Origin of the sequence: Megasphaera intestinihominis (assembly GCF_040096415.1) — a bacterium.
GTDB classification, from domain to species: Bacteria; Bacillota; Negativicutes; order Veillonellales; family Megasphaeraceae; genus Megasphaera; species Megasphaera intestinihominis.
Window position 1 is genome coordinate 1 of the sequence record NZ_JBBMEU010000004.1, and the last position, 15,027, is coordinate 15,027.

At 55.6% G+C, this 15,027-nt stretch carries 11 protein-coding genes and 1 riboswitch; of the genes, 2 read left to right on the plus strand and 9 right to left on the minus strand.

Annotated elements, in window-relative coordinates; translation table 11 throughout:
- Positions 1-349 precede the first annotated feature (349 nt).
- Together WMO23_RS01260 and WMO23_RS01265 are read left to right on the plus strand one after the other, a co-directional pair.
- Entirely contained in the window at positions 350-1,756 is a 1,407-nt protein-coding gene (locus WMO23_RS01260; RefSeq protein WP_349173063.1) for a sodium:solute symporter family protein, read from the plus strand.
- A gap of 315 nt (positions 1,757-2,071) precedes the next feature.
- Positions 2,072-2,887 carry a basic amino acid ABC transporter substrate-binding protein gene (locus WMO23_RS01265; protein WP_020310283.1) on the plus strand — a complete coding sequence of 272 codons (816 nt, stop codon included), beginning with the start codon at positions 2,072-2,074 and terminating at the stop codon, positions 2,885-2,887.
- 124 nt (positions 2,888-3,011) lie between these two features.
- On the opposite strand, the gene ptsP is transcribed toward WMO23_RS01265, so the two are convergent.
- The 9 genes from ptsP to mnmG form a co-directional block, all read right to left on the minus strand.
- A complete protein-coding gene (ptsP, locus tag WMO23_RS01270) occupies positions 3,012-4,643 on the minus strand; it encodes a phosphoenolpyruvate--protein phosphotransferase (protein WP_292262080.1) in 1,632 nt (543 codons plus the stop codon).
- A 21-nt stretch (positions 4,644-4,664) separates the two neighbouring features.
- Positions 4,665-4,922: an HPr family phosphocarrier protein gene (locus WMO23_RS01275; RefSeq protein WP_292262081.1), complete on the minus strand. Its 258-nt coding sequence runs from the start codon at positions 4,920-4,922 to the stop codon at positions 4,665-4,667.
- An 82-nt stretch (positions 4,923-5,004) separates the two neighbouring features.
- Entirely contained in the window at positions 5,005-6,954 is a 1,950-nt protein-coding gene (locus WMO23_RS01280) for a PTS fructose transporter subunit IIABC (protein ID WP_302511890.1), read from the minus strand.
- A 49-nt stretch (positions 6,955-7,003) separates the two neighbouring features.
- On the minus strand, positions 7,004-7,909 hold the full coding sequence (gene pfkB / locus WMO23_RS01285) for a 1-phosphofructokinase (RefSeq protein WP_292262084.1): 906 nt from the start codon (positions 7,907-7,909) through the stop codon (positions 7,004-7,006).
- On the minus strand, positions 7,906-8,667 hold the full coding sequence (locus WMO23_RS01290) for a DeoR/GlpR family DNA-binding transcription regulator (protein WP_349173066.1): 762 nt from the start codon (positions 8,665-8,667) through the stop codon (positions 7,906-7,908). Before WMO23_RS01290 ends, pfkB begins: the two co-directional genes overlap by 4 nt.
- Positions 8,668-9,829: 1,162 nt before the next feature.
- Positions 9,830-11,068 carry an L-lactate MFS transporter gene (locus WMO23_RS01295; protein WP_349173068.1) on the minus strand — a complete coding sequence of 413 codons (1,239 nt, stop codon included), beginning with the start codon at positions 11,066-11,068 and terminating at the stop codon, positions 9,830-9,832.
- A 74-nt stretch (positions 11,069-11,142) separates the two neighbouring features.
- A riboswitch (ZMP/ZTP riboswitch) is annotated at positions 11,143-11,227 on the minus strand.
- A gap of 50 nt (positions 11,228-11,277) precedes the next feature.
- Positions 11,278-12,423, minus strand: coding sequence for a D-alanyl-D-alanine carboxypeptidase family protein (locus WMO23_RS01300; protein ID WP_349173070.1), 1,146 nt, complete (start codon positions 12,421-12,423; stop codon positions 11,278-11,280).
- A 17-nt stretch (positions 12,424-12,440) separates the two neighbouring features.
- Positions 12,441-13,151, minus strand: a complete 711-nt coding sequence (rsmG, locus tag WMO23_RS01305; RefSeq protein WP_292298254.1) for a 16S rRNA (guanine(527)-N(7))-methyltransferase RsmG — start codon at positions 13,149-13,151, stop codon at positions 12,441-12,443.
- Positions 13,138-15,027 (minus strand): tRNA uridine-5-carboxymethylaminomethyl(34) synthesis enzyme MnmG, encoded by a 1,890-nt coding sequence (mnmG, locus tag WMO23_RS01310; RefSeq protein WP_349173072.1) that lies wholly within the window; start codon positions 15,025-15,027, stop codon positions 13,138-13,140. The genes rsmG and mnmG overlap by 14 nt, the downstream gene beginning before the upstream one ends.

Here is a 15,027-nt window from a genome sequence, read left to right on the forward strand (position 1 = left end):
AAAGGGCTTGTCGCACGGCGACAAGCCCTTTTTTACGCTGTAGGGGGCGCCCGTGGGCGACCCGTTAGGAGTGTGGACGACTTTCTTAGCAAGACGATTGGGGAATCCTACAGCTCCTGATAGGAGAATTATTCAAATTTCCAACTGGCTTGCCACGTGCAAGCCCCTACGAAAACGCAGGCCGACCTTGGGGACGGCCCCTGCGAACTGCGGCCTGCGTTTTCTCTCTTCTTGTATTTTTCTTCGTTTTAGCCTATAATAACGTTAATTATTGGCATATTATGTTCCCACAGACGGAACTAAGGTTGCAAATTTTTAAATTTATAAGTCAAAGGAGGATGGAGAGAAAATGTCGATTCAATTGTGTATTGTCATCTTATACATCATTTTATTATTTGCCATTTCTTTCTATGTCAAACGCCGGGCCAGTCAGAACCCGACAGAGTATTTATTTGCAGGGCGCCAGTTTTCTACGGGCCTGGTCGCCGTCAGTATCACGGGTATGGCCGTCGGCGCGGCTTCGACCGTCGGCGTCGCTGAAAGTGCGACGAAAATCGGCCTGGCTGCCGGCTGGTACAATGCGGCCTGGGCTATCGGCGCCATCATCATGGGTTTCGTCGCTGCCGGCAAGTACCGTTCCCTGAACTGTACGACCATTCCGGAACTCTTTGAACGGAGTTACGATAAAAAAGCCCGCATCATCAGCGTCATCGGCCTGTCCCTGATCATGATCTGCATCACGTCCCTGCAGTACGTCGCCGGCGGTTCGATTTTACACGCCCTCATGCCAGATATCTTCTCCATGCATGCCGGCATGATTACCAGTGCCGTCGTCTTCGTCGGCATCACGGCCATCGGCGGCCTCTGGTCTTCCGGTTTATCGAATATCCTCAGCGTCACCGTCATTTACCTCGGCATCCTCTATTCCCTCGTCCGAATCCTTCTCCGCGACGGCGGCATCAGCGGCATCAACGCAGCCCTGCCGGCAGCGGATTTTAACTGGTTCTCGCCCATGGGCGGCCTGTCCTTTGCCGTACTCCTGGGCTGGATCATCGTCATGACGACCCAGGCCATCACGGCTCAGGGGCCGGTCCAGATTGCCTGCGGCGCCAAGAACGCCAAGGCAGCCCGCAGGGGCTTCATCCTCGGCGGCCTGCTCATCTTCCCGGTCGGCTTCTTGTCGGCTATCCTCGGCCTGGCTGCCAAAGCCCAGTTCCCGGGCATCAATCCGACCATGGCTCTGCCGCAGATCATCATGAGTCTCGACCCGTTCTCGTCAGGGATGACCCTGGCTGCCCTCTGGGCGGCCGATGTATCGACGGCCTGCACGATTCTCCTCGGCGCCGGTACCCTCATCTCTCAGGACATTTTTAAACGTTTTATCAAACCGGATATTTCCGAAGCAAGCTACGTCAAGGCCAACCGCCTAATCATCCTTATCATCGGCGCCGGTACGTTGTGGCTGGCCTTCAACGCCGTCGGCATCGTCAAAGTCATGCTCATCGGTTTGAGCCTGACGACGGCCTTCACGCTGGTCTTCCTTTGCACCATGTTCTGCCCGTCCCTGTGCCGCAAGAACACGGCCTTCTGGACGACCCTGGTCGGCATCATCGGCCTCTTTGCCTGGCAGCTCTGCCCGCAGATCCACGTCCTGCCCCACGTCATTTATTTTGAATGGATCATCTGCATCATCACCCTCCTCGTCGTCCGCCTCATCGATAAGACACCTATCAAGATGCCGGAGTTGAAGGAGTAGCAACAAGCAGCTTATAGGGGCCGCCCAAAGGGCGGCCCGCTTGTGGGAATCCCGTTTAATCGTGGTTAGTGGTTAGTGGCTAGTGGCTAGTGGCGGCCCGCTTCGGGATATGTACGATTTCTCCAGCAGATTAGCCGTAGCCGGAAGATTTGTACATCCCCAGGAGCGGGCGCCCCACGTGGTCGCCCCTACGAATCACGAATCACGAACAACGATAAAGGGCTTGTCGCAAGCGACAAGCCCTTTACTTTTTCCCACAAGATGGTATAATAATAAACATAAATTTATTTTTATTCAATTTCTGGAGGGGATTGTATGGATACGAAAAAATTAGGTGCTGCTTTGCTTACAGGCGTATTAGCCGCTTCGATGCTGGCCGGCTGCGGCAGTGACAAGAAAGATGCTGCCAACGATACGAAGAAACCGCTTCGCGTCGCTACCAATGCGACGTTTGTTCCTTTTGAATTCAAGGATAACGACCAATCGACGGAATATAAGGGCTTTGAAATGGACCTGATCCGCGCCGTAGCCAAAGAAATGGGCCGTGATGTCGAATTCAACAACATCGCTTTTTCCGGTATCATCCCCATCATCCAGCAGGGTGACATGGATATCGCCGCTACGGGCATGACTGTCACCAAGGAACGGGCCCAGAAAGTCGCCTTTGCCGCTCCGTTCTACGAATCGAAACTGGTCATCTTGACGCCGAAAAACAGCGGCGTCCATTCCGTAGCCGACCTGCAGGGCAAACAGATTGCCGTCCAGATCGGTACGACTGGCGCTAAATATGCCGAAGAACAGGGCTATACGATCAAACAGTTCGACAATAACTCCGAAGCCATCATGGAACTCCAGGTCGGCGGTTCGCCGGCAGCCATCCTCGACAAACCGGTTGCCGATTACTTCCTGACCCAGGACGGCAAAGATAAATTCGATGTCATCAATATCCCCGATACCAAACCGGAATACCTGGCCTTCGCCATCAACAAGGACAACAAGGAATTGTTGAAACAAGTCAACGACGCCATGGCCAAACTGAAAGAATCGGGCGAATTCCAGAAAATCTACAAAAAATGGTTCAACACCGATATGCCTAACCTCCCGACCAGCTCGGAAGAAGTGCTGAAGTAATGGTTATCAGGTCGTAGGGGCTCGCACGTGGCGACCCCTACAATGCCAAAAAGCTCCCCTTCACAGGGGAGGCAGGTGGCTAACAGCTAAAAAGGTCTGTCGCATCGCGACAAGACCTTTTTTATTACTTGCTCAAATCAAGAGAGCGTACTTTTTCACGGAGCGGCAGGACCGACGGTGGGCTGACGGAGAGTTCGTCTACGCCCATGCGCAGGAACGTTTCGGTCAGTGTCAGGTCTGCACCGAGTTCGCCGCAGATGCCGACCCAGATGCCGGCTTTGTGGCCATTTTCGATGGTCATCTGGATGAGTTTGAGGACAGCCGGATGATGGGGATCGAAGAAGGCATCGAGCTGGGTCTGCTGACGGTCGATGGCCAGGGTATACTGGGTCAAGTCGTTGGAACCGATGCTGAAGAAGTCGACTTCCTTAGCCAGTTCTTCACTCATGACGGCAGCAGCCGGTGTTTCGACCATGATGCCGATTTCCATATCTTTATCGTAGGCAATGCCTTTTTCATCCAATTCCTGACGGACTTCGTTAAGGATTTCTTTGCACCGCTGTACTTCCCAGACGGAAATGATCATCGGGAACATGATGGCGATCTTGCCATAAGCCGAAGCGCGCAGGAGAGCGCGGAGCTGCGTCTTGAAGAGGTCGACGCGGGTCAGGCAGATGCGGATAGCACGCATGCCCATGGCCGGGTTTTCTTCCGGGTCGAGCTGGAAGTAGTCGACTTTCTTGTCGGCGCCGATATCCAGGGTACGGATGACGACGGTCTTGCCCTGCAGGGCTTCAGCAGCCTGTTTATAGGCTTCGAACTGCTGGTCTTCCGTCGGATAATCGCTGCTTTCGAGATACAGGAATTCGCTGCGGAAGAGGCCGATGCCTTCGGCGTCGTTGGCCAGGACCTGCGGCAGATTGCCAGGGTTGCCGATATTGGCATAAAGGTTGATTTTCTTGCCATCTTTGGTAACCGTCGGGACGCCGCGTACCTGTTCCAGAGCGGCTACGCGAAGTTCTTCTTCCTTCTGTTTCTGCTTCATGGCCGCCATGGTTTCTTCATCCGGATTGATGTAGACCGTGCCCGTCGTGCCATCGATGATGGCCGTCATGTTGTCGACGTCATTGTGGAGCTGTGTGCCCGTGCTGACGACGGCAGCGATGCCCAGGGTACGGGCCAGGATGGCCGTATGCGAGTTCGTGCTGCCTGCTGACGTAACAAAGCCGAGAATCTTATCCGTATCGAGCTGTAACGTTTCGCTGGGAGCCAGGTCATCGGCTGCGATGATGACGTGGTCATAATTGCTGAAGTCGATTCCCGGACCGCCGCAGAGCTGCTGTTCTACACGGCGGGAGATGTCGAGGACGTCGGCTGCGCGGGCCTGCATATAAGCATCTTCCATGGAACGGAACATTTCAGCAAATTCCTGAGCCGTCTGGTCGACAGCGGCTTCAGCATTCATTTTTTCATCGCGGATCTTGGTTTCAATACCTTCGATATAGTCATCGTCATCAAGCATCATCTGATGGACTTCAAAGACAGCGGCTTGTTCTTCACCGACTTTGTCTACAGCCTTGACATACAAGTCCTTGAGCTGGCCGATAGCTTCTTCGCGGGCTTTCTGGAAACGCGCGATTTCGGCATCGACGTCTTCGATTGGCCGTACGGCCGTAGAAATCGTATTACGATGGAACAGTGCCAGCGGTCCGATGCTGATACCGGAGAAGACACTTTTACCTTTTAACGTCAGCATGTACTTTCCCCCTCAAAGAAATTAGAAGTTTTCTTTCAAGAAGGCTTCTACAGTACTAGCTGCCTGTTCTTCGTCTGCGCCTTCTACTTGTACTTTAATCGTTTCGCCCTGTTTTACGCCGAGAGCCATGACGGTGAAGATTTTCTTCAAATCGCCTTTGCGGGCGCCTTTGAATACGCTGATATTGGATTCAAATTTTTTTGCTTCTTTGACCAAAAGGCCTGCCGGACGAGCGTGGATACCCTGGGGATCAGTGACAACAAATTCAAATTCTTTCATGACAAATTCCTCCTTTTAGGAAATATAGAAGATGAGATAAAGCTACATAATATAGTGTATACGATTTATAGCGATAACGCAATCAGTCTTGCGGACGTTTTTTGCGGAAAATACCGAGCAGGATAGCTGCGACGATGACGCCGGCCACTAAGGCGACGATGTACATAGGCCAGTTGGTGATGACACCGAAGACGAAGATACCGCCGTGAGGAGCCGGAAGGGCACAGTTGAAGAGCATCGACAAGGCACCGGCAACAGCGGCACCGATAGCGCAGGGCGGGATGACGTGGACCGGGTCCGATGCGGCGAAAGGAATGGCCCCTTCGGTGATGAAGGACAGGCCCATGATGAAGTTGGTAATCGTCGACTGGCGTTCTTTCGGTGTGAATTTGCCTTTAAAGATGAGCATAGCCAGGGCGATAGCCAGAGGCGGAACCATGCCGCCGACCATGACCGAAGCCATGATGCCCGAGCTGACAGCCTGACCGCTGGCACTCATGAGCGAGGCCGTACCGAAAACGTAAGCGGCTTTGTTGATCGGGCCGCCGAAGTCGATGGACATCATGCCGCCGAGGATGAAGCCGAGGACGATACGGCTCGATGTGGTCATGCTGTTGAGGACGTCGAAGAGCCACGTATTGAAAACAGAAGTCGGCGGATTGATGATATAAGTCATGATGACGCCGATGAGGACCAGGCCGAGGACCGGATAGAAGAGGATGGACTTCGTGCCGTCCAGCGCTTCCGGCAGATGGGCCAGGGCTTTTTTCAGGAAAATGATGAGATAGCCTGCGATGAAGCCGGCAAAGAGGGCGCCGAAGAAACCGGAACCGCCTGTCGTTGCCAGGAAACCGCCGACGATACCGGGCATGAGAGCCGGCCTTTCACCGATACTCATGGCGATATAGCCTGCCAGGATAGGCATCATCATGCTGAAGGACAGGCCGCCGACATTTTTCAGGAAGGCAGCCAGCGGCGTGCCGCTGCCGAAGTTGGCCGTACCGGCGTTATCCATGTCGCAGAGGAAAGCCAGGGCGATGAGGATCCCGCCGCCAATGACGAAGGGAAGCATATGGGATACGCCGTTCATCAAGTGCTTATAAATCTGACGGCCGACGCTTTCTTTTTCAGCGCTTTCGACATCGACGGCTTCCGACGACGATTCATTGCCCTGATAAATGGGTGCTTTGCCGTCGAGGACGGTCTGGATGAGTTCTTCCGGGATTTTGATGCCGTTGGCGACTTTCGTGAAGATGACCGGTTTGCCGGCAAAACGCTGGACCGGCACGTCTTTATCGCAGGCGACGATGACGCCGACAGCGCGGTCGATATCGGCCTGGGTCAGGTGGTTCTTGACACCGCCGGAACCATTCGTTTCGATTTTGATGTCGACGCCCATGGCAGCGGCTTTGTTTTCCAGGGCTTCTGCTGCCATGTAGGTGTGGGCAATGCCCGTCGGGCAGGCCGTGACGCCGATGACGTAGGGACGATCCGACGGAGCGGCCGTTTCCGTTTCAGCCGGTGCTTCTTCGGCAGCGGCTTCAGCGGCAACTTCTGCTTCTTCAGCTGCGACCTGTTCGGCTTCGGCCTTGTCGATGATAGCCAGGTATTCTTCCGGCGTCTGGGCCTTCATCAGGTTGTCGCGGAAATCGTCGTCCATGAGCATACGGCTCAGACGGCTCAAGACTTCCAGATGGACGTTGGCACCGCCAGCCGGAGCGGCGATGAGGAAGAACAAGTGAGCCGGTTCGTCGTCGAGGCTTTCGTAGTCGACGCCGTCGCGGACGATCATCGAAGCCAGGCCCGGTTCGTTGACGGCTTCCGTCTTGGCGTGGGGAATGGCGATGCCTTCGCCGATACCCGTACTGCCTTCTTGTTCACGGGCGAGGACGCGCTGCTTGTACAGCTCTTTGTCGTTCAGGTTGCCGCCGGCGGCCATGAGGTCGACCAGGTGGTCGATGGCAGCGGCCTTGTCGGCTACAGACGCATTGAGGTCGATGCTCTGTTTCTTGAGTAAATCTACAATACGCATTATTTCTCTCCTTCTCTTCTCAACTCTCTACACAAAAATGCGCGTTTCTTTATAAGGTAGCGTATACTTCCTTGATATCGTCTTCCGTAGCCAGCCATTCATGGAAGGCCGATGCACTGCCGGCGCTGATGCCCATTTTCAAGGCTTCCTGGAGGTCGCCCTTGGATGCTTCGAAACCGGCCAGGAACCCAGCGACCATGCTGTCGCCGGCACCGACGGAGTTGACCAGCGTGCCTTTCGGGGACTGGCGGCGGTAGACCTGGCCGTCTTCGCCGAGGAGCAGGGCGCCGTCACCGCCGAGAGATACGAGGACGTTGCGGGCCCCCATGGCCTGGAGCTGTTTGGCGCAGACGATGATTTCTTCATCCGTATGGAGGTCGACGCTGAACAATTCGCCTAATTCAAAGTTATTCGGTTTGATGAGGAACGGTCTATATTTGATGACATTCTTCAAAAGGTCGCCTGTGGCATCGACGACGACGCGGATATCGCGGTCCTGGAGGCGTTTGAGGATCTGTTCGTAAATATCATCGGGAATATCGCTGGGGATGCTGCCGGCCAGTACCAGGGTGTCACCGGCTTTGAGGGTATCGATCTGGGCCAGCAGGGCTTGCAGTTTTTCTTCGGGAATATGCGGTCCCATGCCATTGACAGCCGTTTCATCATCGGCGCTGACTTTGAGGTTGATGCGCGAGCAGCCTTCGTCGAGGGTGATGAAATCCGTATCGCCGCCGTTGATTTTGGCCAGGCGTTCAATTTCCCGGCCTGTGAAACCAGCGATGAAACCGAGCATCTTAGAAGGAATATGAAGGTTTCCCAGGACGAGGGACACGTTGATGCCTTTGCCGCCGGGATAGATCATTTCCTGTTCGGCCCGGTTGATGTCACCGGCCGTGAAGGTCTTCATGTGGACGACATAGTCTAACGATGGATTGAACGTAACTGTATAAATCACAGGATATGCACCTCCGTAATCTGCTGATAAGGCCGGTAATCGACGTGTTCTTCATCTTTGGCCGTAATCAGCGTAACCATTGATAAGTCTGCAAATGTAATGTGCGAAGATAAACCGAATTTACTGGAATCGGCCAGGACGAAGCGGTCCAGGCACTGGCCTACGGCAGCGCGCTTACAGACAGCTTCTTCATCATCCGGCGTCGTACAGCCGGAATGGGGAGCAATCCCATTGGCTCCGAAGAAGCCCTTGGTGAAATGATAGCGGCCGATCATATCCCGCATATCACTGCCGACGATGGCTTCCGTATCGCCTTTGACCCGTCCGGGCAGGATGTAGACGTGGCTGCCGCTGCGCCCCAATTTCTGGGCCAGCGGGATGCTGTTGGTCACGAAGGTCGCTTCAGATCCGGCCAGGAAATCGGCCATCTGTTCCGTCGTCGAACCGGCGTCGAGATAGACGAAATCATCCTTCTTGATCAGGCTGGCCGCATACTGGGCGATGCGGCGTTTATCGCTCATATGAATAGAATACTTGTCCTGCAGATTTTCCATATCCGCTTCATATGAAGAATCATCGCGCAGCGTCGTGGCGCCGCCATGGACGCGGCGCAGGCGGCCTTCCCGGTCCAGCGTGAGTAAATCCCGACGGACCGTCGATTCAGAAATGTTCAGAAAACTCACTAAGTCCTGAACCGAAACGGCCCCACTCGTATTGACAAGACGCATGATCTTTTCATGTCTTTCTTCTGTCAACATCGTATCACTTCCCTTTTTATCCTCCTTTGGCCTCATTATACCGTTATATTCAATCATTTTCAATCAAATTCATTCATTATAATCAAAAAGCAATCATTTTCGTTCATTTATGCGTCCAACTCATTAAGTGATTTTATTCACATACGCAAAGGGGCTGTCGCAGGTGCGACAGCCTCTTTAAGTGGTTAGTGGCTAGCAGTTAGTGGTTAGCAGATGGCTTTAAATTTAAAATCCTCTCTGCAAACTACAAACTCCGTGCTACAAACCATAAAAAAAGGACGGCACATGATGGCAGAAACCTTCGTGAGACAGCCCCGCAGGCCGCAGGCCGCCGCGACATCACAGATGTCGCTGTAGGGGCCGTCCAAAGCCTTTCCAGCCCGTCGGGTGCCGACCAATGGGAGGCGCAAGACGGTTGCTGGAACGGACAGCAGAGGCTGGGCGGCCCGTTGTGGGAATCCCGTGAAATGCCATTTGCTGATATCATTATTCGCAGGTCGCAAAACCATTCCTCATAGACCAGTTGAGTATATCTCCCATTGTTCGCGGCAGGCCGCCCAAGGCTCCCTTTATAGGGGAGCTGGCCGCTGAAGGCGGTCTGAGAGGTTAAAGAGCGTCCCCTACGCACAAGGCCATAGGCCGTGAATGATTTGCCGTTAATCCATAACGGTTCTGCCATAACATCGCCTATGGTGATGCGTTCATCGTTCGTCGTAAATCCACAACATCTCCTGACTGCGATTCCGTAGGGGCCGGCCTGTAAAGGCGGCCCGCTACGCGCGGAGGGCTTCCCGAAGCGTCGTTGTCAGTTTGAGTCTGTCGCCGCACAGCGGCATCTGAGTCCAAGAGAACGCAGGCCGTCGGTCGCAGGTCGCAAAACCATGCCACATATATCAGTTAAGTATATCTTCCATTGTTCACAACGGGACGCCCAAGGCTCCCCTTTATAGGGGAGCTGGCCGCTGAAGGCGGTCTGAGAGGTTAAAGAGCGTCCCTTACGCACGAGGCCACAGGCCTTGGATTATTTGTCGCCTGACTGCGATTCGTTCATCGTTCATCGTTCGTCGTTCATCGAAAAAAAGCTGCCGCATGAGCGACAGCTTTTTTCGTTGTAGGGGCGACCCGTGGGGCGCCCGAACGACCTACGGCCTACGATGAACGATCATCCCCGTGCTTCTGCGACGCGGGCGATGCCGTGGCGGGTGCGGTATTTGAGGAAGAGCATCAGGGCCAGGGCGACGGTGAAGGCGCCGACGAAGAAGTACAAGGTGACGGCATAACTATTGGTATTTTCTTTGATGAGCGACAGGACCAGGGGGCCGGCAACGCCGGCAGCGCCCCAGGCCGTGAGGATGCGGCCGTGGATGGCACTGAGGTATTTCGTACCGAAGAGGTCGCTGAGGTAGGCCGGCATGCACGAGAAGCCGCCGCCATAGCAGGAAATGATGAGCAGGACCAGGACCTGGAAACTGAAGGCGCCCGTAACGCCAGCCAGCTGCCAGAAGGCCAGGATTTCAATGATAAAGAAGAGGACATACGTAGCCGAGCGGCCGATGTAGTCGGATATGGTCGCCCAGGCAATGCGGCCGGCGCCGTTCATGAGGCCGATGAAGCCGACCATGGAAGCCGCTGCCATAGGCGACATGCCGACGACATCCTGTGCCATGGGCGAAGCGACGGACAGCAGGGCGATACCGCAGGTGATGTTGGTGAAGAAGAGCCACCAGATGGCGTAGAACTGCCAGGTCTTCATGGCCCGGCGGACGGTGAACTGCGGCTGGGCGTCGGCGTATTCGACGGAAGATTCTTTTTCGGCCTTGGCCGGAACGTCTCCGGCTGCCGGCGGAGCCAGGTAGAGCGACGAAGCCGTCATGACGACCATATAGACGCAGCCGAGGATGATGAAGTTAGCGACTAAGCCAAAATGCTGGACCAGCAGCTGCATGGCCGGACCGGCGATGAGGCTGGCAAAGCCGAAGCCCATGATAGCCAGGCCCGTAGCGAAGCCCCGACTTTCCGGGAACCATTTGACCAGTGTCGATACGGGCGTGATATAGCCCGTCCCCAGGCCGACGCCGCCGATGACGCCGTAAAAAGCGTAGAGCATGGGCAGGCTGTGGGCATAGAGAGCCGCTGCCGTGCCGAACATGGCCGTGACGAAACAGGTCATGGATAAGAGGCCGGACTTACGGGGGCCGATTTTCTGGACGAAACTGCCCAAAAAGCCGGCCGACAGGCCGAGAAAGAGGATGGCCAGGGAAAAGGTCCACGTCGTTTCCTTGAGGGTGAATCCCATAGATTCCATGATGGGCTTGGTGAGGACGCTCCAGGCGTAGACACTGCCGATACAGAGGTGGAGCCCCATGGCAGACAGGGCGATGAGCCAGCGATTTCGTTTCATTTAGACAACACTCCTTGTGAGGAGCCAGGCTGGCGAAAAAAAATACCGGCCGCCTGGCTCAAGAATATGTAGCATACTCTTGCCCAGACGGTCGGCATGAAAAGCTCCGTACAGTTCACGTGGTTACTCCACTCGATTCCGTCAGTCCTGTACGAATCTGCTGATGTGCTTATTATACGAATATGGATGGAGATTGTCAATATCCATTTTTAGGCAGCCGGCGAGAAGGGAACGTAAGGCTGGCTGGAAACAGCCGGCTTACTGGTCTTCACCGTATCAGCTTTGGCAGCGGTTTTCGCAGTCGTCTTGGCTGCCGTTTTAGCAGCTGTTTCCGTTGCGGTCTTTACCTTTGTAGCTGTCTTGACAGGCGCTTTGGCCGCAGCCGTGGAAGCGGCAGCCGTAGCTGCTTCCTGCTTCTGCTGCGATGCCAGTTCAGCAGCCTGGGCCTGTTTTTCCTTGATATCCGACAAGGTCTGGCCTGCCGGTGCCTGACGCAGGATATAGACGTTTTCTGCCGGTTCGACCGGTTTCAGGACGGAAAAACCATAGGCCATCAATTTCTGGGCATCGCCGAAGCGGTCGTCCGAGTTCATGATGGAAGCAATGACCGTCCGGCCATCCTGGGTAGCCGAAGCGACCAGGCAGGGACCGCCGGCATTGGTCGTACCGGTCTTGATGCCGTTGGCACCTGGGAAGCCGCTGGTCAGGAAATAGTTCGTCGTCGTGCAGTGCTTGGACCCGCCGTTGATATAGGGCATGTCGTATTCACTGTGGCTGACCATGTCGCGGAATTCCGGCATTTTCATGCCATAAGCGGCAATCGTCGCCATATCGCGGGCCGTCGAATAGTGATCGCTGTCCGGCAGGCCATGGGGATTGGCGAAATGGGTATTCGTGCAGCCCAGGGCGGCTGCTTTTTCATTCATCTTGGCGACGAAATCGGCCTGGGTCGGCGTAACCGTTTCGGCTACGGCAACGGCTGCATCACAGCCGGATACGGTCATCATGCCGGTCAGGGCATGGCGCAGGGTAATCTGGTCGCCAGGATCGATGCCCAGAACAGACGCATCGCTTTCGATGTTGTAGACGTCATTGGTGATATTGAGGGGCTGGTCCATTTTGCCCTGGGCCTTGCCCAATTCGACGCCGAGGATACCGGTCATGATTTTCGTCGTACTGCCCGGATAGGCCCGGTCGTCGGCATTTTTCGCATAGAGCGTGTCACCCGTATCGGCATCCATGACATAGGCGGCATGAGCGCTGATTTCAGGCGGCTGCGGCGTATCGGCAAAGACGGCGGCCGACACGGTCAGGCAGGCGGCTGCAGCCAGACAGAAGATTCTTTTCAAAGACATAGCATACACTTCTTTCTCTATAAGGGATTTTTCGCAGCCATCTTGGGCTTGCGGGGATACTTTTTGGGGCTTTCCTTCACTTTCTCGATGTAAAGGACGGCGCGGACGTCATCGAGTCCCGGCAGGTGGACAGGCCGGACTTCGGCGACTTTGCCGCCCAGGATCTGCAGGGCTTTTTCGCCTTCTGCCAGTTCGTCTTCATACTGGGCCCCTTTGAGGGAAATGAAATAGCCTCCGGTCTTCACGTAAGGCAGGGCCCATTCGGCCAATATGTTCAGGCGGGCGACGGCCCGGCTGGTGACGATATCGAAAGCGCTGCGGTATTCCGGCTTATGGGCCATTTCTTCGGCCCGGCCGTGGAGGAACGACGCCGTCAGTCCTATATCGCTGACCGTGTTTTCCAGGAAGGTCAGGCGCTTTTGCAGGGAATCGAAGAACGTCACGTTCAAGTCCGGCCGGTAGATGAGCAGGGGCAGGCCGGGGAATCCGGCGCCAGTCCCCAAATCGAGGACACGAGCGCCTTCTTTGAAATAAGCCGGGTCATAACAGGACAGGCTGTCGGCCATGTGCTTGATGGCGACGCCTTTCGGGTCGGTAATGGCCGTCAGGTTCATGACTTTATTCGTTTCCACCAGTCTTTCATTAAAAGCGCAGAACTGGGAAAGCTGCCCGTCTGTCACGGTAAGGCCCATGGCCTTCAGGGCCTGTTCTAATTCACTGCGAAACATGATTTTTTTCCTCCCGGCTGTGCTGTTCCAGTACGATGAGCAAGGCCGTGATATCCGCCGGGGACACACCGGAAATACGGCTGGCCTGGCCTAAGGACAAGGGCCGGATTTCATCGAGTTTCTGCCTGGCTTCGGCCGACAGGGTGTCGATATCGGCATAGACGATATCGGCGGGCATCTTCTTCTGTTCCAGGCGGTTCATCTTTTCGACTTGTTCCATCTGGCGGCTGATATAGCCTTCGTACTTGATCATGATTTCGATTTCTTCTTCCACGTCGGCAGCCAGTTCCGGCAGGTCGAAGACCGTCCGCAGGGCCTCGTAGTCGACATCGTTGCGGCGCAGGAGGTCGTAGGCCGTGATGGCCGTGTGGATGGGTGCCGTGCCCAGGCGTTCCAATTTTTCCAGATTGGCCTTGGACGGCGTGACGGAAATGGCCCGGAGAGCGGCGATGCCTTCTTCGATGGCCTGTTTCTTGGCCGTGAAGCGGTCATACCGTTCCTGCGTGACCAGGCCCAGGTCATAGCCCTTCTGGGTCAGGCGCAGGTCGGCATTGTCCTGACGCAGGATGAGGCGGTATTCGCTGCGGCTGGTCATGATGCGGTACGGTTCATTCGTCCCCTTTGTGACCAAATCGTCGATGAGGACGCCGATATAGGCTTCGGAGCGGGTCAGGATGAACGGTTCCCTGCCCTGGACCTTCAAGGCCGCGTTGATGCCGGCCATGAGGCCCTGGGCGGCGGCTTCTTCGTAACCGCTGGTCCCGTTGGCCTGGCCTGCCGAGAAGAGGCCGGAAATCTTCTTCGTTTCCAGCCACGGCGTGAGCTGCGTCGGGTCCAGGCAGTCATATTCGATGGCATAGCCCGGGCGCATGATTTTGACGTCTTCCAGGCCCGGGATGGTGCGCAGGAAGGCGTACTGGACGTCGGCAGGCATACTGGTGCTCATGCCCTGGACGTACATTTCTTCCGTCGATTCCCCTTCCGGTTCGATGAAGAGCTGATGCCGCTTCTTATCGGCAAAGCGGACGATCTTCGATTCGATGGACGGGCAGTAGCGCGGCCCGATGCCGGTGATGATGCCATTGCACATGGGTGCCCGGTCGAGGTTGTCGCGGATGATCTTATGCGTTTCTTCGTTGGTAAAGGTCAGCCAGCAACATTCTTTGTTGCGGTCTTTCCGTTCCGACAGGAAGGAAAAGGCATGACCGTCTTTGTCGCCTTCCTGCTTGGCCATTTCATCGGTCCGCAGGGTACGGCGGTCGACGCGGGCCGGCGTACCGGTCTTGAAGCGCATGAGCTTGAGGCCGGCCTTGAGGAGCGACCCCGACAAATCTTCAGCCGAGCGCTGGCCGATAGGGCCGCCGGAATAGGTACAGGTGCCAATGATGATCTTCCCTTTGAGGTAAGTCCCCGTCGCCAGGATGACGCACTTGGCTTTATAGACTTCATCCAGTTCCGTCCGGACACCGGTGACGGCGCCGTCTTCGACGAGAAGGTCTGTGATCATGAGCTGCTTGACGTCGAGGTGGTCCTGGTTTTCCAGGGTCTTGGTCATGGCCATCTGGTACATCTTCTTATCGGACTGGGCCCGGAGGGAATAGACAGCCGGTCCTTTGCCGGTGTTGAGCATGCGCATCTGGAGGCACGTCTTATCCGTATTGATGCCCATTTCACCGCCCAGGGCGTCGATTTCCCGGACGAGATGGCTCTTCCCAGGCCCGCCGACAGCGGGATTACAGGGCATGAGGGCAATATTATCTAAGTTCAACGTCGCCATCAGGGTCTTGGCGCCCAGACGGGCACTGGCCAGGGCCGCTTCACAGCCGGCATGGCCGGCACCGATGACGATGACATCGTATGTATCGACTACAAACAT

What these genes read in the sequence shown, in the direction of transcription:
- WMO23_RS01290 (WP_349173066.1), bottom strand. Translation starts at nt 8,667, where the DNA reads ATGTTGACAGAAGAAAGACATGAAAAGATCATGCGTCTTGTCAATACG.
- WMO23_RS01260 (WP_349173063.1), top strand. Translation starts at nt 350, where the DNA reads ATGTCGATTCAATTGTGTATTGTCATCTTATACATCATTTTATTATTT.
- WMO23_RS01300 (WP_349173070.1), bottom strand. Translation starts at nt 12,423, where the DNA reads ATGTCTTTGAAAAGAATCTTCTGTCTGGCTGCAGCCGCCTGCCTGACC.
- WMO23_RS01275 (WP_292262081.1), bottom strand. Translation starts at nt 4,922, where the DNA reads ATGAAAGAATTTGAATTTGTTGTCACTGATCCCCAGGGTATCCACGCT.
- rsmG (WP_292298254.1), bottom strand. Translation starts at nt 13,151, where the DNA reads ATGTTTCGCAGTGAATTAGAACAGGCCCTGAAGGCCATGGGCCTTACC.
- WMO23_RS01280 (WP_302511890.1), bottom strand. Translation starts at nt 6,954, where the DNA reads ATGCGTATTGTAGATTTACTCAAGAAACAGAGCATCGACCTCAATGCG.
- WMO23_RS01265 (WP_020310283.1), top strand. Translation starts at nt 2,072, where the DNA reads ATGGATACGAAAAAATTAGGTGCTGCTTTGCTTACAGGCGTATTAGCC.
- WMO23_RS01295 (WP_349173068.1), bottom strand. Translation starts at nt 11,068, where the DNA reads ATGAAACGAAATCGCTGGCTCATCGCCCTGTCTGCCATGGGGCTCCAC.
- mnmG (WP_349173072.1), bottom strand. Translation starts at nt 15,027, where the DNA reads ATGTTTGTAGTCGATACATACGATGTCATCGTCATCGGTGCCGGCCAT.
- ptsP (WP_292262080.1), bottom strand. Translation starts at nt 4,643, where the DNA reads ATGCTGACGTTAAAAGGTAAAAGTGTCTTCTCCGGTATCAGCATCGGA.